This window comes from Klebsiella sp. AqSCr (assembly GCF_008452795.1).
GTDB lineage: Bacteria > Pseudomonadota > Gammaproteobacteria > Enterobacterales > Enterobacteriaceae > Klebsiella > Klebsiella pneumoniae.
The window spans coordinates 1,881,754-1,907,201 of the sequence record NZ_MJDM01000005.1; the positions used below are offsets into that span (position 1 = coordinate 1,881,754).

At 58.7% G+C, this 25,448-nt stretch carries 25 protein-coding genes and 1 pseudogene; 15 read left to right on the forward strand and 11 right to left on the reverse strand.

The features are described from left to right. Nucleotides 1-2: 2 nt before the first annotated feature. From BHE81_RS13105 to BHE81_RS13130, 6 genes are all read left to right on the forward strand, one after another. Nucleotides 3-806, forward strand: coding sequence for an ABC transporter substrate-binding protein (locus BHE81_RS13105; RefSeq protein WP_004151025.1), 804 nt, complete (start codon nucleotides 3-5; stop codon nucleotides 804-806). A 30-nt stretch (nucleotides 807-836) separates the two neighbouring features. Then, entirely contained in the window at nucleotides 837-2,357 is a 1,521-nt protein-coding gene (locus tag BHE81_RS13110; RefSeq protein WP_023301558.1) for an amino acid ABC transporter permease/ATP-binding protein, read from the forward strand. Continuing rightward, nucleotides 2,358-3,086 carry a class II aldolase/adducin family protein gene (locus BHE81_RS13115; RefSeq protein ID WP_004180964.1) on the forward strand — a complete coding sequence of 243 codons (729 nt, stop codon included), beginning with the start codon at nucleotides 2,358-2,360 and terminating at the stop codon, nucleotides 3,084-3,086. 5 nt (nucleotides 3,087-3,091) lie between these two features. Next, nucleotides 3,092-4,024, forward strand: a complete 933-nt coding sequence (locus BHE81_RS13120; RefSeq protein ID WP_110246656.1) for a 2-hydroxyacid dehydrogenase — start codon at nucleotides 3,092-3,094, stop codon at nucleotides 4,022-4,024. Nucleotides 4,025-4,084: 60 nt separating this feature from the next. Next, entirely contained in the window at nucleotides 4,085-4,879 is a 795-nt protein-coding gene (locus BHE81_RS13125; protein WP_023301556.1) for an SDR family NAD(P)-dependent oxidoreductase, read from the forward strand. A gap of 155 nt (nucleotides 4,880-5,034) precedes the next feature. Then, nucleotides 5,035-5,655 (forward strand): hypothetical protein, encoded by a 621-nt coding sequence (locus BHE81_RS13130; RefSeq protein WP_023301555.1) that lies wholly within the window; start codon nucleotides 5,035-5,037, stop codon nucleotides 5,653-5,655. 55 nt (nucleotides 5,656-5,710) lie between these two features. On the opposite strand, the gene BHE81_RS13135 is transcribed toward BHE81_RS13130, so the two are convergent. Then, on the reverse strand, nucleotides 5,711-6,559 hold the full coding sequence (locus tag BHE81_RS13135) for a transporter substrate-binding domain-containing protein (RefSeq protein ID WP_020323979.1): 849 nt from the start codon (nucleotides 6,557-6,559) through the stop codon (nucleotides 5,711-5,713). A gap of 450 nt (nucleotides 6,560-7,009) precedes the next feature. Here BHE81_RS13135 and BHE81_RS13140 point away from each other — a divergent pair, with 450 nt between their 5' ends. Then, entirely contained in the window at nucleotides 7,010-7,561 is a 552-nt protein-coding gene (locus BHE81_RS13140) for a fimbrial protein (RefSeq protein WP_004145703.1), read from the forward strand. Nucleotides 7,562-7,597: 36 nt separating this feature from the next. Beyond that, complete coding sequence (locus BHE81_RS13145; protein ID WP_004145704.1) at nucleotides 7,598-8,368, forward strand: molecular chaperone; 771 nt, start codon at nucleotides 7,598-7,600, stop codon at nucleotides 8,366-8,368. Here BHE81_RS13145 and BHE81_RS13150 read toward each other — a convergent pair. From BHE81_RS13150 to BHE81_RS13170, 5 genes are all read right to left on the reverse strand, one after another. Beyond that, nucleotides 8,283-9,377 (reverse strand): fimbrial protein, encoded by a 1,095-nt coding sequence (locus BHE81_RS13150; RefSeq protein ID WP_004180974.1) that lies wholly within the window; start codon nucleotides 9,375-9,377, stop codon nucleotides 8,283-8,285. The two genes, BHE81_RS13145 and BHE81_RS13150, sit on opposite strands and share 86 nt — an antisense overlap. Nucleotides 9,378-9,384: 7 nt before the next feature. Beyond that, a complete protein-coding gene (locus BHE81_RS13155) occupies nucleotides 9,385-11,940 on the reverse strand; it encodes a fimbria/pilus outer membrane usher protein (protein ID WP_023301554.1) in 2,556 nt (851 codons plus the stop codon). A gap of 36 nt (nucleotides 11,941-11,976) precedes the next feature. Further along, complete coding sequence (locus tag BHE81_RS13160) at nucleotides 11,977-12,639, reverse strand: molecular chaperone (RefSeq protein WP_004185341.1); 663 nt, start codon at nucleotides 12,637-12,639, stop codon at nucleotides 11,977-11,979. Between the two features lie 194 nt (nucleotides 12,640-12,833). Further along, complete coding sequence (locus BHE81_RS13165) at nucleotides 12,834-13,415, reverse strand: fimbrial protein (protein WP_004145710.1); 582 nt, start codon at nucleotides 13,413-13,415, stop codon at nucleotides 12,834-12,836. A gap of 701 nt (nucleotides 13,416-14,116) precedes the next feature. Continuing rightward, the gene (locus tag BHE81_RS13170) at nucleotides 14,117-15,637 is read right to left on the reverse strand and encodes an aldehyde dehydrogenase family protein (protein ID WP_004174747.1); all 1,521 of its coding nucleotides are present in this window, start codon (nucleotides 15,635-15,637) and stop codon (nucleotides 14,117-14,119) included. Nucleotides 15,638-15,900: 263 nt separating this feature from the next. Between BHE81_RS13170 and BHE81_RS13175 the strand changes: the two genes are divergently transcribed. Next, a complete protein-coding gene (locus tag BHE81_RS13175; protein ID WP_023342630.1) occupies nucleotides 15,901-17,688 on the forward strand; it encodes a sigma-54-dependent Fis family transcriptional regulator in 1,788 nt (595 codons plus the stop codon). 82 nt (nucleotides 17,689-17,770) lie between these two features. Here BHE81_RS13175 and BHE81_RS13180 read toward each other — a convergent pair whose 3' ends face one another. After that, a complete protein-coding gene (locus tag BHE81_RS13180) occupies nucleotides 17,771-18,679 on the reverse strand; it encodes a LysR family transcriptional regulator (RefSeq protein ID WP_023301552.1) in 909 nt (302 codons plus the stop codon). Nucleotides 18,680-18,782: 103 nt separating this feature from the next. Here BHE81_RS13180 and BHE81_RS13185 point away from each other — a divergent pair, with 103 nt between their 5' ends. The 3 genes from BHE81_RS13185 to BHE81_RS13195 all read left to right on the forward strand — a co-directional run bounded on the left by BHE81_RS13185 (nucleotide 18,783) and on the right by BHE81_RS13195 (nucleotide 20,316). Next, nucleotides 18,783-19,388, forward strand: coding sequence for an FMN-dependent NADH-azoreductase (locus BHE81_RS13185; RefSeq protein ID WP_023301551.1), 606 nt, complete (start codon nucleotides 18,783-18,785; stop codon nucleotides 19,386-19,388). 75 nt (nucleotides 19,389-19,463) lie between these two features. Further along, nucleotides 19,464-19,763 (forward strand): ArsR/SmtB family transcription factor, encoded by a 300-nt coding sequence (locus BHE81_RS13190; protein WP_002914277.1) that lies wholly within the window; start codon nucleotides 19,464-19,466, stop codon nucleotides 19,761-19,763. A gap of 7 nt (nucleotides 19,764-19,770) precedes the next feature. Then, a complete protein-coding gene (locus BHE81_RS13195) occupies nucleotides 19,771-20,316 on the forward strand; it encodes a rhodanese family protein (RefSeq protein ID WP_023301550.1) in 546 nt (181 codons plus the stop codon). On the opposite strand, the gene lpxO is transcribed toward BHE81_RS13195, so the two are convergent. After that, nucleotides 20,297-21,199, reverse strand: a complete 903-nt coding sequence (lpxO, locus tag BHE81_RS13200) for a lipid A hydroxylase LpxO (RefSeq protein WP_002914281.1) — start codon at nucleotides 21,197-21,199, stop codon at nucleotides 20,297-20,299. The genes BHE81_RS13195 and lpxO overlap by 20 nt on opposite strands. A 205-nt stretch (nucleotides 21,200-21,404) precedes the next feature. Here lpxO and BHE81_RS13205 point away from each other — a divergent pair, with 205 nt between their 5' ends. Further along, nucleotides 21,405-21,584, forward strand: coding sequence for a hypothetical protein (locus tag BHE81_RS13205; protein ID WP_002914284.1), 180 nt, complete (start codon nucleotides 21,405-21,407; stop codon nucleotides 21,582-21,584). 72 nt (nucleotides 21,585-21,656) lie between these two features. Here the strand turns inward: BHE81_RS13205 and stpA are convergent, their stop codons facing one another. Beyond that, nucleotides 21,657-22,058 (reverse strand): DNA-binding protein StpA, encoded by a 402-nt coding sequence (gene stpA, locus BHE81_RS13210; RefSeq protein WP_023301549.1) that lies wholly within the window; start codon nucleotides 22,056-22,058, stop codon nucleotides 21,657-21,659. Between the two features lie 727 nt (nucleotides 22,059-22,785). Between stpA and alaE the strand changes: the two genes are divergently transcribed. After that, nucleotides 22,786-23,235, forward strand: a complete 450-nt coding sequence (alaE, locus tag BHE81_RS13220) for an L-alanine exporter AlaE (protein ID WP_002914289.1) — start codon at nucleotides 22,786-22,788, stop codon at nucleotides 23,233-23,235. 85 nt (nucleotides 23,236-23,320) lie between these two features. Here the strand turns inward: alaE and BHE81_RS13225 are convergent, their stop codons facing one another. Beyond that, the gene (locus tag BHE81_RS13225; protein WP_002914291.1) at nucleotides 23,321-23,683 is read right to left on the reverse strand and encodes a DUF2002 family protein; all 363 of its coding nucleotides are present in this window, start codon (nucleotides 23,681-23,683) and stop codon (nucleotides 23,321-23,323) included. 149 nt (nucleotides 23,684-23,832) lie between these two features. Between BHE81_RS13225 and BHE81_RS13230 the strand changes: the two genes are divergently transcribed. Next, complete coding sequence (locus BHE81_RS13230; protein ID WP_002914293.1) at nucleotides 23,833-24,180, forward strand: DUF883 domain-containing protein; 348 nt, start codon at nucleotides 23,833-23,835, stop codon at nucleotides 24,178-24,180. 143 nt (nucleotides 24,181-24,323) lie between these two features. Here BHE81_RS13230 and BHE81_RS13235 read toward each other — a convergent pair. Then, nucleotides 24,324-25,415 (reverse strand): annotated as a pseudogene (locus BHE81_RS13235) (PLP-dependent aminotransferase family protein); the annotation flags it as partial. Between the last annotated feature and the right edge of the window lie 33 nt (nucleotides 25,416-25,448).

A 25,448-nucleotide genomic window follows, 5' to 3' on the forward strand; every position in this document is an offset into this window, starting at 1 on the left:
TGATGACTAGCACCCTGAAAAAAATCTCGCGCCATGTCGCGCTTACCCTCGCCGTCAGCGCCTGTTTTTCCCCTGTCACCCAGGCGGCGGAACTGCTGACCGAGGGCGTCTTTAAGGTGGGGATGGAGGTCACCTACCCGCCGTTTGAGTCCTATGACAGCAATAACAATATCGTCGGTCTCGACCCGGAGTTTGCCGCGCTGATCGCCCAACATCTGCAGGCCAAACCGCAGCTGATCGACACCAAGTTCACCAGCCTGATCCTCGGCATCGGCAAGAAATATGACGCGGTGATCTCCGGGATGTACGTGACGCCGGAGCGCCAGAAACAGGCCGACGCCATCCCTTACGCCCTCTCCGGCGCGTCGATCATCGCCCTGAAGGGCGGCGCGGTGCAGCCGAAAACCGAAGATGAGCTGTGCGGTGTGAAGGTCGGTCTGCAGGCGGGCACCACCTGGGTGACCAGCCTGAAAAAACACTCCGATGAGTGGTGCCTGAAAAACGGCAAACCGGCCATCACCATTCAGGAGTTCCCGACGGCGCCGGAAGCCTCGCAGGCGCTGCTGTCGAAGAACATCGGCGCTCAGCTTGAGATTGCCCCGGCAGCGCAGATCATCGTCGACAAGAGCCGCGGCCGCCTGGCGATAAGCTCTACGCGCCTGGTCTACCCGCTGCCGCTGGGGATCTACGTCGCCAAAGGCAACACCGAGCTGGCGGAGGCGATCAAGGCCACCCTGGCCACGCTGAAAGCCAACGGCCAATATGCCGCGCTGATCAAAAAATACAACTTAGAAAGCATCGATTAAGACAATAAGCACTGCGCAACAGGAGTCAGTATGGCGTTCGATTGGGGATACTTTTTTTCATTGTTTAGCATTGGGGCATTCTGGCAGGCGTGCGTGACTGTCATCGTAATCAGCACCTTGTCCTGGGGGATCGGCCTGGTGGTCGGTTTTCTGTTAGCCTGCGCGAAGCTCTCGGCGCCGCGCTGGGTCAAGATCCCCGTCGAACTCTATATCTGGTTTTTTCGCAGCGTGCCGCTGATGGTGCTGCTGGTGTTTGTCTACAACCTGCCGCAGCTGTTTCCGGTGACCCAGCCGCTGCTCGGGGTGCCGTTTATCGCCGGGCTGGTGTCGATGACCGTCACCGAGGCGGCCTATATGGCGGAGATCCACCGCGGCGGGCTGCTGTCGGTGGCCAAGGGGCAGAGCGAGGCAGGCCATGCGCTGAGCTTCAGCTTTATCGGCATCCAGCGGCTGATCGTGATCCCTCAGGCGTTTCGCATCTCGCTACCGACGCTGATCAATGAATACATCACCATCATTAAGCTGAGCTCGATTCTGTCGGTGGTCTCCTTACCCGAGCTGCTGCTCACCGGCCAGCGCTTGTATGCGCAGAATTTCCTTGTGATGGAGACCCTGCTGGCGGTAGCGGTGTACTACGTGATGGTGGTTACCGTCTTCACCTGGCTGTACCGGGCGCTGGAAAATCGTCTCGATATTCAGCGTAAGCGTCCGCAAACCCTCAGCGAGGCGGAATGCCAGGCGCTGCGCCAGAGCCTGCCGGCGCTGAGCGAAGAGAGCAACACCCCGGCCGTCAACGGCGCGCCGCCGGCGCTCGATCTGCGGGGCATTCGCAAATCCTGGGGGCAGCATGAGGTGCTGAAAGGCATCGATCTGCAGGTGGAGAACGGGGAGGTGATCAGCATCATCGGCCCGTCCGGCTCCGGCAAAACCACCCTGATCCGCACCATCAACGCCCTCGAAAGCCTTGATGGCGGGGAGATCATTCTCTACGGCGAGGACTATCTTAAGGGCGGAGCCATCGTCGACAAACGCCAGATGCGCGCCGGGGTACGGCGCATCGGCATGGTCTTCCAGAGCTTCAACCTGTTCCCCCACCGCACGGTGCTCGACAACGTGATGCTGGCCCCGCGCTATCACCAGCTGCTGGACCAGCCGGTCGCCCGCGAGCAGGCCCTGGCGCTGCTCGACCGCGTCGGCCTGCTGGCCCATGCCCACAAGTACCCCGGACAGCTCTCCGGCGGCCAGCAGCAGCGCGTGGCGATCGCCCGGGCGCTGGCGCTGAAGCCGGACATCATGCTGTTTGACGAACCGACCTCGGCGCTGGATCCGGAGCTGGTAGGCGAAGTGCTGAAGGTCATTCAGTCGCTGGCCCGCGAAGGCATGACCATGCTGATTGTCACTCACGAGATGGACTTCGCCCTGTCGATTTCCGACCGCGTGGTGCTGATGGAGAACGGCGTGGTGCAGGCCGATATCGCCCCGCAGGTGATCCGCAGCCCGCTGGAGGCGCCTTCTCTGCAACGAATCCGTGAATTTATGGGAGTACGCTAAATGGCAACTGAGCAACACCTGCGCCAGCAGCTGGCCGCCGCCTACCGGCTGGCGGCGCTGTTCGGCTGGGAGGATACCCTCTACACCCACTTCTCCGTGCGCCTGCCCGGCGACGGCGAGCCGCGTTTTTTAATTAATCCCTTCGGCATGATGTTTGACGAAGTCACCGCCAGCAACCTGATCGTAGTGGATATGCAGGGCAAGGTCGTAGCGGGCGACGCGCCGGCTAACTCGGCGGGCTTTACCATCCACAGCGCGGTGCATATGGCCCGGGAAGACGCCCACTGCGTGATCCACACCCATACGCTGCCGGGGATGGCGGTGGCCGCCTGCGAGGATGGCCTGCTGCAGCTCAACCAGATCAGCACCGAGTTTTACCAGCGCGTCGGCTACCATCCCTATGAAGGGGTGGCCTTTGACCTCGACGAACGGGCGCGCATCCAGCGCTCGCTGGGGAATAATATCGCTATGATCCTGCAGAGCCACGGCCTGCTGTCGGTGGGCCGCACCGTGGCTGACGCCTTTTATATCATGTACTACCTGAACCGCGCCTGCGAGATCCAGATGGCCGCCGCCCAGCTGGCGGCCCTCAGCCCGATCCACACCATCGCCCCGCACCTTAGCCAGCACGCCTGCGAGCAGCTGATGGGCGTGGAGCATGAACGTCAACAGGTCTGGCAGGCGTGGCTGCGCCGTCTTGACCGTCTCGATACCTCTTACAAAGACTAACGCCTATGTCTGATATCACTATCGTGGTGGATTGTAACGACGCGGATTTCGCCCGCGATATCTGCGCCGCCCTGCAGCAGTTTCCCGACGTCACGGCGCTTCTGCCCCATCACCAGGCGGCGCGCGACGCCCAGTACGCCAGCTGCTGGTTCCCGGACCCGCAGCTGTTGACCCGTTCGCCGGGGCTGAAGCTGATCCAGGCCGCGTCCGCCGGGGTCGATCATCTGCCGCCCGCGCTGTTCGCCAGCGAGATCCCGCTGTGCCGGGTGATCGATGAAGATTTTCGCCACGGCATGTTCGAATATGCCCTGTGGAGCGTCCTGTGGTTTCAGCGCCATTTCGACCGGGCGCTGGCCCACCAGCGGACCCAAACCTGGAAGCTCTATCCCCAGCGCGCCGCCGCCGACTTCCATATCGGCATTATGGGGCTCGGCGAAATTGGCGGCTATATCGCCGACCAGCTGGCCCGCCTCGGCTATCGGGTCTCCGGCTGGTCGCGCAATGAAAAGCAGCTGGCTGGCGTCACCTGCTATCGCGGCGAGGAGGCGCTCGACCACTTTCTTGGGTCGCTTGACGGGCTGATTAACCTCCTGCCGCTCACCGCGCAGACCCGAGGTATCCTCGCCGCGCCGCTGTTCAACCGGCTACCCGCCGGGGCGGTGTTGATCAACTGCGGCCGCGGGGAGCATATGGTCAATGAGGATGTGCTGGCGGCGCTGGAGAGCGGCCAGCTCGCCGGGGCGGTGCTCGACGTCTTCCCGCAGGAGCCATTGCCGGCGGACGATCCGCTGTGGCGCCATCCGCAGGTGGTCATCACCCCGCATATGGCCTCTGCGGCCCCTGCCGAGGTGATCGCCCGCCAGCTGCTGGAGAACATTCAGCGCCAGCGCCGCGGGCTGCCGCTGAAGAACCTGGTCAATAAGCACGCCGGTTACTGATCCCCGGCTATATCGCCGCTGCTACGCTTAATAGGAGATCCACAACCAGAAGGCAGGAACATGAAGATTGATTTATCGGGGAAAGTCGCGCTGGTCACCGCCTCCACGGCGGGTATTGGCTTCGCCATCGCCAAAGGCCTGGCGGAGAGCGGCGCAGAGATCATCCTTAACGGGCGCAGTGAGCAGAGCGTGAACGCCGCCATCGCTCGTCTGCAAAATGAGGTGTCGGGCGCGAAGGCGCGACCCGCCATCGCCGACCTCAGCGACGCCGACGGCGCAGCCCAGCTGCTGCGGGCGGTGAACGGCGTCGATATTCTGGTCAATAACGCCGGGATCTATGGCCCGCAGGATTTCTACGCCACCGACGACGCGACATGGGACAACTACTGGCAGACCAACGTCATGTCCGGCGTACGCCTGTCACGGGGGCTGCTCCCGGCGATGGTCAGTAAAGGCTGGGGACGGGTGGTGTTTATCTCCTCAGAATCGGCGCGCAATATCCCGGCGGACATGATCCACTATGGCGTCACCAAGACCGCGCAGCTCTCGCTGGCCCGCGGCCTGGCGAAATATGTCGCCGGCAGCGGAGTGACCGTTAACAGCGTTCTGCCAGGGCCAACGATTTCCGACGGCTTTGCCGAAATGCTGAAAGACGAAGTGGCGAAAACCGGTCAGTCGCTGGAGGAACTGGCGAAAGCGTTTGTCATGACCCATCGTCCGAGCTCGGTGATCCAGCGGGCGGCCTCGGTGGCAGAGGTCGCCAATATGGTGGTCTACGTCTGCTCGCCGCAGGCGTCAGCCACCTCCGGCGCCGCGCTGCGCGTCGATGGCGGCGTGGTGGATGATATTCTCTGAATCCCCTTTATGCAGGGGAGCCCCCTCCCCTGCCGCCTTCTTGGGCGCTAAAAAGCGCAAAATGTTAAAAAACAGCCGCAAAGTCGCACAAAGTGAACAGGAACATGTATTCCCAGAACTTATGATATTTGTTTTAAGCATAAGTTGTGGTGTTAATGTCTCTGTTACGAAGCTTGCTTTTCTTTTTCGGCGCGGCGGTCGCGGCCGCCCTCGCGGTACTCTGCCTGTGGGTGGATATTCGGGTGTTTGGCAACGACATCCCGGAGGTGTCGCTCACCGAAGTGGTCCAGGAGAGCGTGCTGGCCGTTATCGTGCTGGTTCATCTGCTGCTGGCGCGGAAATATGCCCACTTGCGCTATAGCAATATCCTCATCGGCGGCTTCTTTCTTGCCATGCTGATCCGCGAACTGGATGGCCTGTTTGATTTACTCTCCCACGGCAGCTGGGTGTGGTTTGCCCTGCTGGCCACCGCGGGGTCGCTGCTGTTGCCGTTGCGCCATCTGCATCAGACCCTGTCGCAGCTGGCGGCGTATACCCGCACGCCCTATTACGGGATGATGATCAGCGGCCTGCTGGCGATTCTGGTCTTCTCGCGGCTGTTTGGCATGCACGGCCTGTGGTACGCCGTGCTGGAAGAGAACTACGCCCGGGTGGTAAAAAATACGGTCGAGGAAGGCAGCGAGTCGTTTGGCTATATGCTGTGTCTGACCGCCACCCTCGGCTACGCCTGCTACTTTCGCGGTCTGGCGCGACAGGCGCTGTCGCCGCAGCGCTAATCGTGGACGATAGCCACCGCCGGGCGTGTCTGCCGGCGGTGGCGCGCCGCCGCGGTTAACCGCGAATTTTCCACTTCCGTTTGAGAACCTCTTTGTCCTGGCTATCCAGCCACTGATTCACTTTCTTCAGCAGCGCCGGGTTATCTTTACTCATCATATACACCTTGTTGCTGGCGGTGCCGGCGAATGGCGTTTCGTTGGCAACGCAGAACACGCCGGGCTCTTTGCTCTGGTAATAGTCGCCTTCAATCAGATCGGTCACCATCATATCGGCCGTTTTCTGCCGCAGCGCCTGCAGGTTATCGACATTGTTCTGCACGCGGATAATTTGCGCCTGCTTGATGTGCTCATCGACAAAGCTCTGGTTTGTGCCGCCAGGGTTGACGACCACTTTCACGTCCGGGCGGTCAATTTTTTCCAGCGAACCGAGCCGCGGGGCGGCCTGGCAGTTGGCTAAGGCGATTTTTCCGTTCGCCACCACCGGATGGCTGAGGGCGAAGGCTTGCGCCCGCGCCGGGGTCTCGGTAACCCCACCCATCGCAATATCAAACTTGTCCGCCTGCAGATCGGCGGCGAGCGCGGGCCAGCTGGTGTAGACGAAGCTCACCTTCAGCCCGAGCGTGCGCCCGAGATCGCGGGCCATGTCCACGTCATAGCCCTGCAGTTCGCCGGCGGCATTGCGAAACGCCAGCGGCGCGTAATCGCCCGGCACGCCCACCTTCAGTTCACCGCTGTGCTCGATGGATTGCATATCGCGCGCCTGGGCGCCGCAGGTCATTATCGCCAGCGTCAGCGCCAGCCCCACCGTCAGTCTCATTTCGCCATCCTTAAAGTTATCGTTTTTCATGCCAGAGTGACCGGCCGCATCAGTCACAGTATCCGCCGCGCGAGCCAGGGCATTCATCCTATTTTTAAACACCGGGACATACAACCCGACGGCGCGGTTGCCAATCGCAAATCTGGCGATAAAACACAGCCCCATCCGGTGAATGATCCCTCATCCGCCGGGCATAGCCTTACGTGAACGATCGTATTTTACACAATGAAGCGGGTTCGTTCGCTTGGCAAAAAAGAGCAATAAGATACTTATAACACACTGATATAAAACAGAAAATTTTTTTATTGAGAGTTATTTGGCATTCAACTCGCGTCAATAACCGTCTTATTTACGCCGCAATTCCCCCGCGCTACTATCCTGACAAAAGCAGCCAATAAATAACAAGCCAGTTTATTTCCAGGCATTAATAAATTAGTCAGTTAAATGAATAAATAAAAAAACATACCTGGCGCAAATAAGACTCATCAAAATAACGGCCCTGGCGCCAGCTTTACGGGCAATAGAGAAGGAAAGAAAATGAAAATAATCACGCTGTGTCTGGCGACGGTCTTTGCCGGACTGGCCGCCGGCTCTGCACTCGCGGCAGAGGGCAAGCTGAATTTCATCGGCAAGGTCGTGAACGCCTCCTGCAAGCTCGAAGGGGTGAGCGACAGCGGGGTCATCGGCGTCAGTATGGGCGCTATTCCGCTGTCGAGACTGAAAAACAGTCAGTCTGGGACCGGGCCGGCGGTCGGCATCGACATTCGCGTTAAAGATTGTGAGAAAGGCACTTACTATATTGTGGTTGACGGCCCCTCGCCTGCCGGCACGCCTGAAAACCGCGTGCTGGCGCTCGACGGCAGCGGCAAGCCGGCCAGCAACGTAGGTATTCTGCTCACGGACCGCACGGGCACCCCACTCAGCCTCGATGAACGCCTTGATCCGCAACACGATCCTCGCATAGAGATCTCGGTGGACGGCGGCTCCGGAACCTTCAGGCTGAACGCCTTCTATTACACCTGGGACAAAGCCCACGCCGATCCCGGCGACGGCAATGCGACGGCCCGATTTACCATTATGCAGGAATAGCTTCCCGGTCAGGGATGAAACTTCAAGGGAGTCCTCATGAAAACACAGCTGGCGGTTCTGCTCTGCGCAGTGACCTTTCAGGCCTGCGCCGGGATCACCATTAATGCCACGCGGGTGGTCTATTCCGGGAAAGAAAAGGTCGCCAGCCTGAACATTCACAATCGCAGCAGCACGCCTTATAAAGTGCAGATCTGGCTGGACGCCGGACTCAATACCTCGCGCATTGGCCTGCCGATAGTGGCGACGCCGCCGCAGGTCTATTTATCGCCGCAACAATCCGCCCAGCTGCGCTTTATCTATCTCGGCGGCGGGCTGCCCGGCGATCGGGAAAGCGTGTACTGGGTCAATATCCAGGAGACGCCTCCCGCAGCCGTCGGCACGCATACGCTGCAATTTGTCGTCCGTACCCGCCTAAAGCTCTTTTATCGTCCGCCCGCCATAACCACCACCCTCGCCAGAGAGGTGCAAAAGCTGCAGTGGCAGCAGAGCGGGAATAACCTGCGCTTTACCAACTTAGGCCCACTGCATATCACCCTGGTCAACGGGGCGCTGATCGATAATAAAGGCCACCTCTCGCCGATAAGAAACGTGATGCTCCGGCCATATAGCAGCCATACCGTGATGACCACCGACAGCACTCGCCTGTACCAGTTGAACTATATCGACGACTACGGCGCGGTGGTGCCCATCCCCCTGCAGAATGCCCATGTGCCGCCCCAGGCTAGTTATACTCCAGGGCGAAAGTCACCATGCTGTTGGCCGTACCGGCTCCCACCGTGGCGTCAGTCTGCACATACTGGGCGTTGAAATTGATCGCCTCGGCGGTACCGGCGCTGGCGCCGGTCACCCTTTTCAGGATCGGCAAGTTGCTGGCCTCATTGATCTTAACGCTGGTGCCGTCGGGCACTGCCGCACCGGGGTTATTGCCGTAGGTCAGCTTCACGCCGACGCCGCTGGCGCTGTTGCTGGCCTGGCTCAGGGCCAGGGTATCGCTCTCCACGCTGACGCCGAAAAAGCCGATGCGCACGTCGGTCGGCGTCGGACAGAAGACCGGAATCGAAAAGCGCTTCGCCTGGCCGCCGGTAGTCCCTTTGCCATGAAACTCCCCCCGGTTAACCGTACCCAGACTGACCTGGATCGTCGATGTCGCTACCTGGCAGCTGCCGCTGCTGCCAATGTCCACATTCAGGGCGGCGATATCGATGCTGACCGGCGCGCTGGCGACAAAGCTGGCGCTTGCGCTGGTCTGCTGTTCAATGGTCATCTCCCCCACCTGCGGCAGCGGCGGCGAGTTGGTATGCGTCCCGTCCGCCAGTTGCACCGTTCCGGTTTTATAGAAGGTTACCGCAATCCTCACCGTGGTTTGCTGCTGCGTCATCAGCGCCGGGAGCGTCGCACTGTCGCATACCACCACCGACTCGCCGCCGGCGGAGTGGCTGCCATCGATGGCACGCATCGGGCCGCCGGCGCACTGGAAGCTGAGGGCGTAACCAATGCCGTCGATAGCGCTGGGGTAGACATGCTGTCCGTTAATCACCATCGGCGAGCCGCCGGTTTTCAGCTGCTTATAGACGATGCGTTTGGCGCTCGCCGTCGGCAGCTGCAGGTCGCAGGAAAAAGGGATCCCGCTGCCGTTATCCGCCATCGCGCTGGTCATCTGGGTATTGACCGGCAGCGTGGGTAAATACTTGATATTAGGAATATTGACCGTGGTCTGGCCGATATTTGCGCGGCAGGTTTCAGCCCGCACGCCGGGAAGATAGGCGCTCAGCCCCAGCAGAAAGAGGAAAGGAAGTAGACGAAAAACAGATTTCATAGCCGCCTCAGCGTGTCTGGCACAGTCCGGTGACGGTTTTCACCGTATTCAGACTCTGCTGTGGGTTATCCGGAAGATGAAAATGCAGCGTGCAGCTCTGCGACTGGTTGTTGACGATCCAACTCACCGTCAGGGTTCCCTCCTGCGGCACACCGCTGAGATACACCTGGCCGCCGTCGGCCACCATGCCGCCCGGCGGATTGCCGCTCTCCTCCTCCTTGACCAGCCGCGCACTGGCGCCAAACGGTAGCGGCCCCTGGGCATTGCGCAGGGTAAACAGCACCCGGTTGCCAATGTGGGTCTGGTAGTTGGCCATCACCACCGCGCCGCCGCCGGGGATCACGGTCTGCCCCTGCTGGTCGACGTCGGTGTCGTCGGCCATCGACTCCGTATCGAGGGTAATGACATTTTTCCGGTAGGCGGTCAGAGAGGGCACCACGGCATAGCCGCGCCAGTCGGTGTGCACATTGTTGCCGTTTTGCACCGCCACGCCGGCGGCCCCCGGCGCCCGGACGATGGCGAAGCTCTCACCCACCGTCTGGCCGAAGGTGACGCCGTGCGGATGCGCGACCACCGAGCCGGCGCCTCCCCAGGTCAACTGGTTGCTGGCGGCGTCATGGCGATAGCCGATCTGGGCGTTGCCGAAGCCGCCGTGGTAGTCCAGGGAGGCGCTGCTGTTGCTGCCTCGTCCCTGGTTGCCATAACCTTGCTGAACCGAGTAGAACAGATTTGGCCGCGTCGGCACCGCGCCATACAGCGACATCTGCTGCGAGGTATAGCCATTGCTGTCCGAGGTGGTGTTGTAGCTCACCGCGCTGTCGGACAGCGGACCACCCAGCGGAATATTGATATTGAATGACCAGGAGCGGTCATTTTTTTGCTGGCCGCTGGTGCGGGTGTAGTAATAGCCCACGCCCCAGGAGATCCCTTTCCAGGCGCTGTAGAACCCAAGGTGCACCGTCTCATCCCGACTCTGCCGATGCCAGTACTCCTGCGACCAGGCGGAAACCGCCAGACTGCCCAGGCCACCAAGGCTTTGCGACACCGACAGCTCTTCCCGGCGACGCCGGTTGTCTACTTGCCCCTGGGCGCTTTCAAGGGCGCTGGCTTCGGCAAAATCGTAATAGCCGCTTGACGAGTAGCGATAGCTGGCGAGGCTGAACGCAGTGCCCGAGCTGACAAAATTTTTCTGATACTGAGCGCGCAGCGAATGGCCCGTATAGCGCTTGCCCGACGGCGTACGGGTGACGGCCTGGGTGACATCCCCTCCCAGCGATCCGAACTCGCCAAAACCGCGGCCCAGGCCCAGCGCCCACGCCTGATAGTCCCGGGCCAGCTGCGTACCACCGTAGAGGGTGAATCCCGCCGTCAAACCGTAGAACAAAGTGCCCTGCAGAAATTCCGGCGAGCGCACCGACTCCCCCCCGGAGTGGTAGCGGCCGGCGCTGAGACTGAATTTGCCGCGCCCTTCGCGCAGCATATATGGCACCGCGGAATAGGGCTGGGTAAAGGTACGCACCACGCCATTGCTCTCGGTCACCTTCACCTCCAGATCGCCGCTCTGCGAGGTGGGGTAGAGATCGCTGATGGCGAATGCCCCCGGTGACACAAAGGTCTCGTAGATCACATACCCGTGCTGAGAGACGGTCACTTTGGCATTGCTGTGCGCCACGCCACGAATAGTGGGGGCAAAGCCGCGCTGGCTGTCCGGGAGCATTTCATCGTCAGACATCAGCTGGACGCCGCGAAACTGTATGCTGTCAAACACATCGCCGGTGGTGTAGGTATCGCCGATCCGCAGCAAGCTCTTCAGCGAGCGGACATCGCGCTGCAGCCAGGTGCTCTGGGTATCCCAGTGCCGGCGCTGCTGGTCATACTGCATTGAGGAGATGTTGCGCAGTCGCCAGGCGCCCAGGTTGAGGCCGCTGCGTAAATTGAGATAGTTTGAGCGGCTGCTCTCCCCTTCGTCGGCGTTCTTTATTTGCGCGCCGGAAAAATAGTAATCGACAAACGCGGCCGGCACGCCATCGTCCCAGCGCGACGGATCGACATAGCCGCGGCTTTGCACGTTCATCGCCGCCTGGGGAATACTCAGCGTCAGGCGCTGGTTAGCGAAGCTGAACCGACTGCTGGCGTCGGGAATAAACTTCTCGATCCGGGTGAAGGTTTCGCCTTCATGCAGCGCTTGAAAGGCGGGAAACGCGCTGACGTTGACGCCATACTCCGCCAGCTGACCGGGCGTCAGCACCGGGCGCAGCTGCCCGCCATCGTCAACAAACGTGATATCAGCCTGACCCAGCTCCTGGTCATTAACCACCACGGTGACAGGATAAGTCCCCGGCTGCTGGCCGCCGGGTTTGGCGAAGTAGTGCAGATCGGAGGTTTGCTGCTGCGGATCAGCAAACTCCAGCGCCGCCGGGTCAAAATAGTCGTCGGCCATCGCCCGGCCCAACGGACTGAGACAAAACATCATCGTCGGCACCGTCGCCAGCGCCACCGCCCGCCCGGCGGTAACGGGCAACAAGGCATACTCCCGCACCCTGGCTGTTGTTATTCTTTTCATGCTGGCGCCGTCCGGTAAGCTCATCAAAAAGGGGAATTACTGCTGGGCGAAATCGCTGACGCCGCCGTAGTCGTTAATCGCCCGCCATTTGACGGTGCCGTGCCCGCTCACTGGCCACGTTTTCTCGCCGAAGGGAGCCACCATGCCGGGATCGTCGATGCTTTGCCCGCCCACTTCGACGGCGTAAAAAGAGACGAAGTAGGGAGTGGGATTTATCACCGTCAGCCGACCGCCGGACTGGCTAAACTTCAGCTGCTGCCAGGCCTTTGCCGGGTCGCCCGCCAGGTCGTTGGGGCGATAGAAGATTTTGAATTTCGATTTAATATTCACCTGCAGCTTATTCACCTCGCCCTGAGGCGTCGGGGCGATACTTTTGACGTTCAGCCAGAAGACCGATTCACGGTCGCGGGGCAGCGAGGCGCCAATAAAGTTAATCCGCAGAACGTTATTTTGCTCCGGATCGAGACGGAACAAGGGCGGCGTTACAATGAAGGGCACCCTGGCCTTATCGTTTTCCGCGTAATTTTCCACCCACGACTGCACCAGATAGGGCGTATGGGTATCGGCATTGGTGACTGAAATAGCGGCTTCACGCTTCCCTTCCTGATAAATCACACGGGTTCCACCCATGACAATACCGGCCTGCGCTGCCGTGGTGCACAGCAGAAAAGCCGCAACGGCAATTATTTTCTTCATCATGACTTACCATCAGGTAAAAGTTGAACAGACAACAAAATAAAGCAGTGAATAACAGAGCCAGTACTCGACGGGATAATTAGCAAAAACAACTATACCGTCACGAATATATTTCGTGACTTCATGACAATTAACACATTAGCTATCTGTAATTAATCAAGACGCAGTGGGCTGACTCTGAATAACGCGCAATTAGATCAGTTATAAATCATATTGAAATTAGCTGTACCGTCGGCTTTACCTGCCGTCACGGTCGCCGCGGTGGAGATATAGTCGGCGTAAAACTCGAGGTCGGCAGAGCCGGTGCCGCCGCTGGTACCCGGTGTGACCGTCTGTTTGGCTGACGTTTTACCGAGGCTGACAGCCGTCGACCGATCGTGCTCATACAGCTTAATCGCTACGCCGCTGGCGCCGCCGTTGATGGCCAGCAGGGAGTTATCAGACTGATCGCGCGCGCCGTCAAACAGCACGGCGACCGTAGTCACGCTGGCCGGGCAATCTTTCACTTTGATATGGAAGGGGGTTTTGGTGGTTTCAAAACCAGTGCCGGTAAAATAGTTGCTGGCCCATTTGCCCAGATCAACCTTCTGGCCATTAGAACTACTATCGACGTTGCAAGAGCTGTCGGTGATTGACCCATTGAAGATGACCTGCCCGCCGGCGCCTTCCGAACTGGTGCCCGAGTCAGGATTGATAGTGTTGGCCGCGGTAGCCTGCAAGGCTACGCCAGAAAGCAGCGCTCCTATGAGGATGGTTATAAAGCGAGGTTGTTTTTTCATTATTTATCTCATCGTTAACGAACATATTTTCCATCATCGACAATAGCCCTAAAGCTATCACGAAACGGCTCGTCAGCTCCTCCCTGTAAATGTACGTTGCGTTCCTTCCGCAGGATATTAGGCACATCCCCCTCTACTCTGCCTTATTTCGCCAATAGATGGCCATGAATAACAAACAGAAGAAAAAAGAGTTATTTTGATGTGCGAAATAAATATATTACCCGAAGTATCAAAAGGCAACCCGGGAAGATGTTAACTATAAGTTAATAGCTATGCTCGCCATATATTTAATTTTTGAAATGGCTTTTCAATGTTAATTTACATATCTATACAAAAGAAATTCAAATACCTTTAAACAACAACAGATCAATTCAATTAACAAATTTAAAGACAATTGTTCAAAAATTCGTCTTGTTTTATTGTGCGCTCGTCAGAGCGTACACAAAAATTAGGAATTTTCCTGGTATTAATATTCATAATTTCTACACAAACGGCGCCAGGGTGCGCCACCTCCACCCGCTAATCCCTTATTATGGAAGTGTTTTTATTTTCAAGTGAAAGCCAATACATAAGTGACATAAATACATGGGCGCTGCCGCCGGCAAAATAACCACCCTCTTCGAATGGTTATTTTGAAGTTAAAAAAAATCCGCAACCCGAATGGATTGCGGACTGAGGATCGGTCAGAAATGAGATGGACTTCAGAACAGGCCCAGCGGCGCGGTGCCGTAGCTCACCAGCAGGTTTTTGGTTTGCTGATAGGCATCCAGCGCCATCTTGTGCGTTTCCCGCCCGACGCCGGACTGTTTATAGCCGCCGAACGCCGCATGCGCCGGGTAGACATGATAGCAGTTGGTCCACACGCGACCGGCTTTAATGCCGCGACCCATGCGATAGGCGAGGTTGGTATCCCGCGTCCACACCCCGGCGCCGAGACCAAACTGGGTCTCATTGGCGATAGCCAGCGCTTCCGCTTCGTCCTTAAAGGTGGTCACCCCGATCACCGGCCCAAAGATCTCCTCCTGGAAGGAGCGCATATCGTTGCGACCTTTAATCAGCGTAGGCTGAATATAAAAGCCATTATCCAGCGCCGGCGCGATAGCCGCCCGCTCGCCGCCGGTCAGAATTTGCCCACCCTCTTCCCGGGCAATCTGAATATAGGAGAGGATCTTGTCGAACTGCTGGCGGGAAGCCTGAGCGCCGATCATGGTGTCGGTATCTAACGGATCGCCGCGGCGGATCTGCGCCACCTTCTCCATTACCCGTGCCATAAAGGGCTCATAGATGGATTCATGGATCAGCGCCCGCGACGGGCAGGTACAGACCTCACCCTGGTTGAAGAAGCCGAGCACCAGCCCCTCCACCGCCTTCTCAATAAATTCCTCTTCTCCGTCCATCACGTCGGCGAAGTAGATGTTGGGCGATTTCCCCCCCAGCTCGACGGTGCAGGGGATAATATTTTCCGCCGCGCAGGCGAGAATATGCCGCCCGACCGGCGTGGAGCCGGTAAACGCCAGCTTGGCGATACGCTTGCTGGTGGCCAGCGCCTCGCCCGCCTCTTTGCCGAAACCCTGCACCACGTTAAGCACCCCGGCCGGGAACAGATCGCCGATCAGCTCCAGCAGCAGGGTAATGCTTAGCGGCGTCTGTTCCGCCGGTTTGAGCACCACGCAGTTCCCCGCCGCCAGGGCCGGGGCCAGCTTCCACGCGGCCATCAGCAGCGGGAAGTTCCACGGGATAATCTGCCCGACCACCCCCAGCGGTTCATGGAAATGATAGGCCACCGTGGTTTCGTCAATCTCGGCGGTGCTTCCCTCCTGAGCGCGCAGGCAGCCGGCGAAGTAGCGAAAATGATCCACCGCCAGCGGCAGGTCGGCATTCAGGGTTTCGCGGATCGGTTTCCCATTGTCCCAGCTCTCCGCCACCGCCAGATATTCCAGATGCTGTTCAATACGATCGGCGACCTGCAGCAGCAGCCTGGAGCGCTGTTGCACTGAGGTTTTACCCCACGCCGGCGCCGCGCGATGGGCGGCGTCGAGGGCGAAGTCAATGTCTCTGGCATCCGAGCGGGGAAACTGCGCAATGTTGCTGCCGTCGACCGGCGAAGTATTCATAAAGAATTCACCGCTCAGCGGCTCGACAAATCTACCGTCAATAAAGTTGCCGTAAGCCGATTTAAATGAAACCACGGCGCCGGGCTGGCCAGGATGTGCATAACGCATCGCAAATCTCCTTCTGTAGGGTTGAGACGCAGCGGCATATTGATTTTTTAAATTTGCCGCCGAACGCTTCTCACTGTGCAGGGGTTATGCCAGTTTTTTATTTTATTTAAATATTTTTATTTATTAATACGTTGCCTTCACTAACCGAGCAGATGGTCAGCCACTGTCGCACGGGTTTCCACTTATGTGTTGCAAATCGCAACACCAAATAAACCAAATGGCTACAATATTGCAACACAGCAACATCGACCCAGAGGTGCCCTGTGGCAGGCAATCCCTTTCTTCTCGCACCAGAGGTTAATGCGAATCCCCTGCTGAGCGATTCGTGGTCTCGCTGCCAGCGCTACGGGCTGGATCCCGCCACCGAGGATTTTCCCCGCCTCGGCGCCGGCGAGCTGGCGGACCGGCTCGCCGGCCACCGCGGCCTGCAGCAGCTGGCGCAGCCGGTGGTGGAAGCCCTGTCGCGCCAGGTCGCAGACCTGCAGTCGGTGGTGATCCTTTCCGACCCCGACGGCCTGGTGCTGCATACTCTCGGCGATACCCAGGCGCTGCAAAAGGCCCAGCGCGTGGCGCTGGCTCCCGGCAATCTGTGGAGTGAAAGCGGGCGCGGGACCAACGCCATCGGCACCGCGCTGGCGATTGACGATGGCTGCGAGATCGATGGCCGTCAGCACTTTCTTACCCGCAACCAGAATCTGTACTGCGCGGCGATGCCGCTCCAGCGACCGGACGGAAGCATCGCCGGGGTGCTGGATATCTCCGGCCCGGCGAATTTTCCCCACCAGCACACCTTTGGCTGGGTAAAAGCGGCGGCAAAGCAAATTGAATATCTGTGGGTGAAACAGAGTCTGCATCCTGAGCAGTGGCTGATGAGCCTGCACCGGCAGGTGGACAAACTCGACAGCGTCGAGGAGCTGCTGCTGGTCTTTTCCGACAACGTCCTCACCGCCGGCAACCGGCTGGCGATGCGCGAGTTCGGCCTGAGCGCGGCGCAGTTTGGCCAGCTCACCTTTGCCTCGCTTTTTCCGACGCTGACGCAAACGGCGGTCAGCGTCCCGCTGCCGCTGACCACGCCGCAGGGCCGCTACCATTATCGCCTGCGGGCGCCCACCCGCCGCCGGGTGGCGGTAAGCGCCCCGCCGGCCATGCATCTCCCCTTTACCAGTCCGCGCGAAGGCGAAAAGCTGCTGCGGCTGCTCAACGCCGGCATCGCCCTGTGCATTGAAGGAGAAACCGGCAGCGGCAAAGAGTATGTCAGCCGCACGTTGCACCGGCACAGCCGCTGGCGCAGCGGTAAATTTGTCGCCATTAACTGCGCCGCCATTCCGGAATCGCTGATCGAATCCGAGCTCTTCGGCTACCAGCCGGGGGCGTTTACCGGCGCCAGCAAAAATGGCTATATCGGTAAAATCCGCGAGGCTGACGGCGGGGTGCTGTTTCTTGATGAGATCGGCGATATGCCGCTGGCGCTGCAGACCCGCCTCCTGCGCGTCCTGCAGGAGAAAGAGGTCGCTCCGCTGGGCGCCAGCCGCAGCGTGCCGGTGAATTTCGCCTTGATCTGCGCCACCCACCGCAACCTGACCCAGCGGGTCAGCGCCGGAGAATTCCGTGAAGATCTGCTGTGGCGCCTGCGGGAATACGCCCTGGCGCTGCCTCCGCTGCGCGAGTGGCCGGCGCTGGAAACATTTATCGCCACCCTGTGGCACGACCTGGGCGGTGCTTCACGCCGGGTGACGCTTTCAAACGCGCTGCTGGTTCACCTCAGCCAGCTGCCGTGGCCGGGAAACGTACGCCAGCTGCAGAGCGTCCTGAAGGTAATGCTGGCTCTCGCCGATGAGGGCGACACGCTGACGCCCGACGCGCTGCCGGAGGCGTATCGCGCCGCGCCTGCGCCGTTGCCGCGCGGGGGATTGCAGGCCCATGATGAGCAGTTGATTGTCGATACCCTGGCCAGGGTCAACGGCAACGTCAGCCGGGCGGCGCAGATACTGGGTATCGCCCGCAGCACGTTGTACCGCCGTGCCGCCCGTGCCGGACGGCCTCGTCGCTGAGGCTACGGCGTAAAGCGCGCCGGTAGCTTGCACGCTGTCGGAAAACCTCCGCCGCCATAGATGGCGGTTATTTCTCTCTGCGCTAACCAAGTGTTGCGGTAAGAGGCAGCCCTTCCCGCAGGGCATCGATCGCCGCCCGCGTTTTTTGCGGCAGCCACGGCCCCTCCGGCCATACCGCGTGGATGGCGAAACGCACCTGAGCGCTGGGCGCCAACACCTGCTGCAATGTCCCATCGGCAAGCGCCTGCGCCACCAGCCAGTCCGGCAGCCAGGCGATGCCCATCCCCTGCTGCACTGCCGCCGCGATGGCGGCAAAATCATCCTGTATCAGCCACGTCTGCGGACTGAAGCGCACTTCGCCCTGCTGCGGGTCATACAGTTGCCATTTTTGCAGCTGGCCGTTGTGCAGATAGCCGAGGGTACGGTGCTCGTTCAACCCGGCAATAGTCTGCGGCGCTGGCTGCTGGCGCAGGTACTCCGCCGCCGCGCACAGCACCATACCGTGCTCTCCCAGCGCCCGGGCCCGCAGCGACCCGGTATCGGCCAGGCTCCCGATACGCACCGCAAGATCAAACCCCTCCTCCAGCAGATTGACCTGCCGGTCGCTGTAGTGGAGCTCGAGCTTCAGTAACGGATAGCGCTGGCTAAGGCGGAACAGCAGCGGTGCCACGCAGCGCTGGCCAAACAGCACCGGCAGCGACACCCGCAGCCGCCCCTGCACCTCATCTTTGCCGCGCTGCAGCGTCTCTTCGGCCTCGCGGATGCGCTCCAGCGCTTCCCGGCACTGGCGATAGAATTGCTCCCCCTCTTCCGTCAGCAGTTGCCGTCGGGTGGTACGCTGGAATAACGCCACGCCGAGACGCGCTTCCAGCCGGGCAATGGTTTTTCCCACCGCCGAACGCGTCACATGGAGGATCGCCGCCGCGCTGGCAAAGTTGCCGCTCTCGACCACGGTGACAAATACCGGGATCGCATTCAGATCGTCGCGCACAGATTGGTTCCTTACGGGATACAATAGGGAAAAATAATGTCACTCCTGAGACAAAAAAGACAGTGTTAGTCTTTGCTTCTATCTTTCATTTGAGGCACTCATCATGGCTAACGTTCTGGTTTTAAAATCCAGCATTAATGGCGAAACATCCCTGACCAATCAGTTGATTAACGAATTTCTCGCGGCGCGCCAGGCGGCGGGACACGACGATCGGCTCATCGAACACGATCTCAGCGCCATGGCGCTGCCAACGCTGGATCGCCCCCTGTTCGCCGCCCTGCGCGGGGCAGTGGATCCGCAGCCTGCTATCCGCAAGGCGGTCGCCCTCTCCGACCAGCTTATCGCCGAGTTAAAGGCCAGCGACCTGCTGGTGATCGGCGCGCCGATGTATAACCTCAACGTCCCGACCGATCTAAAAAAATGGTTCGACCTCGTGGCGCGGGCACGGGAAACCTTTCGCTACACCGAGAGCTGGCCGCAGGGGCTGGTGGAGGGCGTCCGGGCGGTGGTCGTCAGCAGCCGCGGCGGTATTCACCAGGGAGAAACTACCGACGCCGTCACGCCCTATCTGCGCGCGGTACTGGGGCTGATGGGGATCCAGGAGGTGGAATTTATCTATGCCGAAGGGCTGGACAATCGCCCGCATGGTCGCGACGCCGGGATCGCCAGCGCCCGGGCGCAGATTGCCCGGCTCGCCGTTCCGGCCTGAGTCGTGGAGAAATTGTGCTGGCGCTGGCGGCCTTTTTATTTTAGAGTTATCTAAATTTAGACAAAGCTAAAATAAATGACCACACCTGAAGACCTGCAGGCCCGCGCCGGAGAAGCCGCCGCGCTGATGAAAGCGATGAGTAATCCTCACCGATTGCTGATCCTGTGCATGCTGTGCGATGCGCCCAGGGCCAGCGCCGGCGAACTCGCCCGGGCTACAGGGCTGAGCCCCTCCGCCACCTCGCAACACCTCGCGCGGATGCGTGACGAGGGGCTGATCGACAGCGAGCGCGACGCCCAGCGTATCCACTATTTCATCACCCACCCTGCGGTACAGCAGGTGATCAATACGCTGAAAACGCTCTATTGCCCGTGAGGATCCTATGACCATCGCCACCTTAACTCCCGCCGAGGCCAAGGCGCAGATTGCCCAGGGCGCCAGACTGATTGATATCCGCGATGCGGATGAATATGCGCGCGAACATATCCCCGATGCCGAGCTGGTGCCGCTCGCCACTCTGACCAGCGGTGCGCCCCTGAATGCCCGGGCCGGAGAGACGGTCATCTTTCACTGCCAGGCGGGTTCCCGGACGCAGAATAATGCGATTCGTCTGGCCGCGGCCGCCGCGCCGGCGCAGGCCTGCCTGCTGGCAGGAGGAATTCAGGCGTGGAAAGCCGCGGGGTTGCCGGTAGTGGAAGATTCATCGCAGCCGCTGCCGCTGATGCGCCAGGTGCAAATTGCCGCTGGCGTCCTGGTTTTACTGGGGGTGTTGCTGGGCTATACCGTTAACGGCGGCTTTTTCCTGCTCAGCGGCGCGGTCGGCGCCGGGCTCACCTTCGCCGGCGTAACCGGCTTTTGCGGCATGGCGCGTCTGCTGGCGACCATGCCGTGGAACCGGCGCCAGGGGGTTAAAACGCGCTCCAGATAAGCCAGGCAATGCCGCCGAAGAGCAGCCATTTGACGATGTAATAGACCGTCTTATTCCATTTTTTCAACCGCTTACCAACAATACGGATCTGGTAAATATAGCGAAACGCCCGGTTAATCCCGCCGGTGCGATCGCCGATATCGTTGGGCGCCGAAGCGGCGCTCATCAGATGGCGTCCCAGCCAGTGGTTAACTTTCTGCGCCCAGCGGTAGCGCATCGGCCGTTCAATATCGCAGAACAGAATCAGGCGATTCTCACCACTGGTATTTTCCGCATAGTGGATATAGGTCTCATCAAACAGCACGCCTTCTCCATCGCGCCAGCTGTAACGCTGGCCATCCACCTCGATAAAGCAGCGGTCATCGTTCGGCGTTGCCAGGCCCAGATGAAAGCGTAGCGAGCCGGCGTAGGGGTCACGATGGCGCGGCAGACGGCTACCGTCCGGCAGAGTGGCAAACATGGCCGCTTTCACCGACGGGATATCGCGCAGCAGCGCGGTAGTTTGCGGACAGAGCTGGCTGGCGGAAGGATGGGCATCCTCATACCATTTCAGATAAAAGCGTTTCCAGCCGGTTTTGAAAAATGAGTTAAACCCGGCATCGTTATATTTATCGGCCGCTTTAATCTGCTCCAGTTGCTGAAGGTGGAGACCTTCGTCGCGAATAACCTGCCAGTTTTGCTGCAATATCGCCAGCTCGGGAAACATCTCCGGCCGCAGATAAGGCGTATTCGGCACGCGGGAAAATAAATACATAAATCCATTCAGCGGCGCGGTAAATGTGGAATGGTCGGAGAGCTGCCGCCAGAAACGATAGCGCACCCGTCCGCGGTAATGGACATACAGTACAGCAATAACAATGATCAACAGAATGATATACTTCATGGTGTCTTTCCTGACCTGATTGGTGGTAACCCTACCCTCGCCGTCCCCCTTTCTCAGCAGCGGTATGGCGCCAGCAAAACTTTAACAATGTTAATACATATAACTCCAAATTGTTTTAACAAAAAACAGCACGCCCGGTGTTCAGTGAGCGGGCGTTGAGCTATGGTTTAGGTTTATCCATGGTGTTAACAGTGAGGAGTGAATTATGTTTGCTGTCGGCGATCTGGTACAACCCCGAGCGGGCGGACCAAAACTGAAAGTGGTGGAAGTGCAAGGGGAGCAACTGGTGGTGGTTCAGGCCGCACAGGAGCAGGGAGAGCGCTATTCGCTGAAGTCGGACGAGGTCACGCCGTATCAGGAAGAGGGAGACTTCGGCGTCTGCTAAAGCCCCTCGCTTAAAGTCATAAGGCCAGGCCGGTGGGTCTCTCACCACCGGCCTGGCGCTGGCCCGAAGGCGTTAAATTAAAAAGCTATCCAGCGATTTACCCTGGGCGACAGCCTCGGCAATCGGCTTCGGCATTCTTCCCTGTCCGGTCCAGGTTTTCTCTGCGCCAGTATGATCGGTATAATGATATTTCGCCGGGCGCGGTTGACGCTTTTTGCCTCCCGCCTTTGGCGGCTGAATATCGGCCACCAGCTCGTCAGGAGAAATACCGTCGGCGCGCATCAGCTCAAGCCAGGTATTCACTTTCTCCTGATATTCAGCCTGCTGCTGAGCTGCCTGCTGCTGTTGCGTACGTTTTTCTTCAGTGACGATCCTGAGCTTTTCCAGCATCTCTTCAAGCACGTCAATGGAGAATTCACGGGACAGGGCACGCAGTGAACGGATATTATTCAGTTTGTGTAACATTGAAGACATAAAATTAAAAAATTCCAAATAGCAAATTAAAAGATACAACGCGGCAAGTGTAATAGAAACGTTTATTTATTTCCAGCCTTCGGTTGTCCAGATAAATATATAAGGTGGATATTAGCGGTTATCCCCTGGAACTATATTGGCAAATACCTGAGCCTTTTTCATAAGCACAGGCAAAAAAGAGAGTGAATAAATAAAAAAGGCAGAATGACGGGAAAAACCACCGTTCTCGCCAGGAATATTAGCTTTATGGTCAGCGGGTTACCTGCTGTTCATACGTGGCCGCACTGATACATACCTTTGGCTGCAGTGAATAGTTAATCAGACAATGGGAATAAAAAAACAATTCGCAATTCAGAATTTTTCACCATAAAAACGCGACTTACGGCATAAAAAATCCTAAAAGAGAGCGGAATCACACACTCGCGTGATGTTGCGCCATGGTTGGCTATCAGGCGCCGTTCCCTCGGCCAGTCTCGATTTCGCAATCAATAGTAACACATTGATAAATATTGATATTTTCAAAAACAGGAATAAAAGTAGCGTAACGAACAAAAAAAAACCAGCGCAGAGTATTTTATCGACAAAAAGGCGATAAATAAAAATTTATAGCTAGTTGCCACTTTTAATGCAGAGATATACTCTACACACATCAAAACAGGCAGCCCAAAAACGCTATACCAACGCGCATTTTTCGGCGTTAATGACTTCATTTTCGAGGAGCACTCCGATGTTCTCTGCGCACTCCCGCTTGCGGCATGCGGTTGCAGACACCTTTGCGATGGTGGTTTACTGCACCGTCGTCAACATGATGATCGAAATTTTTCTCTCTGGTATGACGTTTGAGCAGTCGTTATCGTCGCGTCTGGTGGCGATCCCGGTCAACATTATTATTGCCGTACCCTATGGGATTTATCGCGATTTCGCCATGCGTCAGGCCCGGCGCATCAGCCCGGCCAGGTGGATGAAAAATATGGCCGACGTGCTGGCCTACGTCACCTTCCAGTCGCCGGTGTATGTCGCTATTCTGTGGAGCGTGGGTGCTGACTGGCACCAGATTGTCGCCGCGGTGAGCTCGAACCTGGCGGTATCGATGATGATGGGCGCCGCCTACGGCTACTTCCTCGACTATTGCCGCCGCCTGTTCCGCGTGGCGCCCTATCAGCAGGCGAAGGCCTGACCAACGCGTTAGCAGCGACTGGCTCTGCCAGTCGCCTCTTCCCGCCAGCCCGCCTCGCCTGGATCCTTAAATGCCTATCGCCGTATTAATTCGTCGACATTGCCGGCTGGGCTTCGCCAAATAGCCCATTCAGAAAACGCTCAAGCGCCATGCGTGAGCTAAATCCATGCGGAATACCATAATGTTGTTGCGCATCCCCGGCTAAATACAGCGGAAACTGTTCATAATGATCACAGGTTTTGATATCTGAAGCCGGTTCGGCCAGCATATTGCTGCGCTCTTTTAACGCCGGATGAATAACTAACGCTGTTCGCCCCATGCGCGCTTCGCGGTTCACATAAACATAATTATCGCCGCGGCGATAGCCGTACGCTTTTTGCGTCACAACATCCATGGTGAAGCCGGCTTTTTCAAGAACACGCGCCACCTCATCGGGTCTTAAATACATACTGATTCCTCGTTATCTTTTACCGCACATTGACCTTACCTTATTCATTAAGGACAGTGCTTTCGGAAAATTCCAGAAACCACGACAGTAAGCATAATTCAAAATCTTGTCCTACACTTACTCACTCGATGGAATTAAGGGAGATAACGATGGCTAACCATGTGAACCGCAACAATTTTGACGAGAACGCCGAAGATATTCATAACGATGTCAGCCAATTAGCGGATACGCTGGAAGAGGTGCTGAAATCATGGGGCAGTGACGCCAAAGAGGAAGCGGAAGCGGCGCGTGTCAAAGCGCAGTCGCTGTTAAAAGAGACTCGTGCCCGCCTTAATGGCCACAACCGGGTGCAGCAGGCGGCGCTGGATGCGCGCCAGGCAGCGTGCGATGCGCTGGGCTGTGCCGATACCTACGTGCGCAATAAACCGTGGCACAGTGTGGGCGCCGCCGCCGCCGTCGGGGTATTTATTGGCGTATTGCTCAATTTACGTCGATAATAGCTTAAGCGTCGGCTGCCGCCGCGCGATTGGCGCGCGGTAGCCCGCGAGCTTTACGGAAGGCAATGAAGATAACAAATACGCGTCAGCCCCTGCGCGCCTCTGGCCGCAGGGGTTTTTCTGCTTCCCCGACTTAAGCGCCATCAAATCGCGATCGCCTCTCTCAGCCGTCGGGCAAGTCCGTCAGCCATCGCCGGCGAACGTATATTGGTAAAACTCATCAATAATCCCCCCTCGCCCGCGTGGCGAATCCGCCAGTCGCTCAGCGCCTGCACCGCCAGCCCGGCCACAACCGCCCGCCGCACGAGCAGCCGATCGTCGCCGCTGACCGACATAACCAGTTGAATTCCCCCCAGCTGCGGCGTGACCTGAAAGCCCTGCGCCTGCAGAGCCGACTCCAGCCACTGTCTACGCTGGCTATAGCTGGCACGCATTTTCTTCAAATGACGCCAAAAATGTCCCTGCTGGATAAAATCCGCCAGCGTCTGCTGCCACAGGGTGGGAACGGTGCAGGATTGGCGCTCCGCGGTCTGGTGAAAACGCGCCACCAGCGGGGTCGGCACCACCAGCCAGGCGGTGCGCAGCGCCGGGAACATCGACTTACTGAAGGTGCCCGCGTAGATGACCCTCTGCGGCGCATCAAGGCTTTTCAGCGGCGGCAGCGGTTTGCCGTGATAGCGAAACTCGCTATCGTAATCGTCCTCAATGATCCACGCGTCGCGCTCCGCGGCCCACGCCAGCAGCTGGCGGCGTCGGGGAAGCGACAGCGCGACCCCCAGCGGACTCTGATGGGCTGGTGTGAGCAGGGCAAATCGCGCCTGCGGGTGATGACGCTGGCCCCAGCCGACGTCCATCCCTTCGTCGTCCACCGGAATCGCATCCACCGCCAGCTGCCCAGCCTCGACGACCGGCCGGATAAAGGGATACCCCGGATCTTCCATCCACATATGCTGTCCAGGCTGCGCCAGGGTACGCAGGATAAGGTTCATGGAGGCGGCATAGCTGCCGGTGATCAACACCTGATCCGGCTGACAGTCGATACTGCGTGACAGGCGTAGATAATCGACGATAGCCTGGCGCAGAAGCGGATCGCCGCCGGGATCGCCGGGTGCAAGATCGAACCGCGACTGCGTCCGCAGCCGACGCCCCATCACCCGCGCCCACTGCCCGCGCGGAAAGAGATCCAGCGCCGGCAGCCCCATCTGAAACGGCAGCGGCTCCGTCGGCGCGGCCGCTGGCTATTATGCGCGCCGTGCCGGACTCAATGT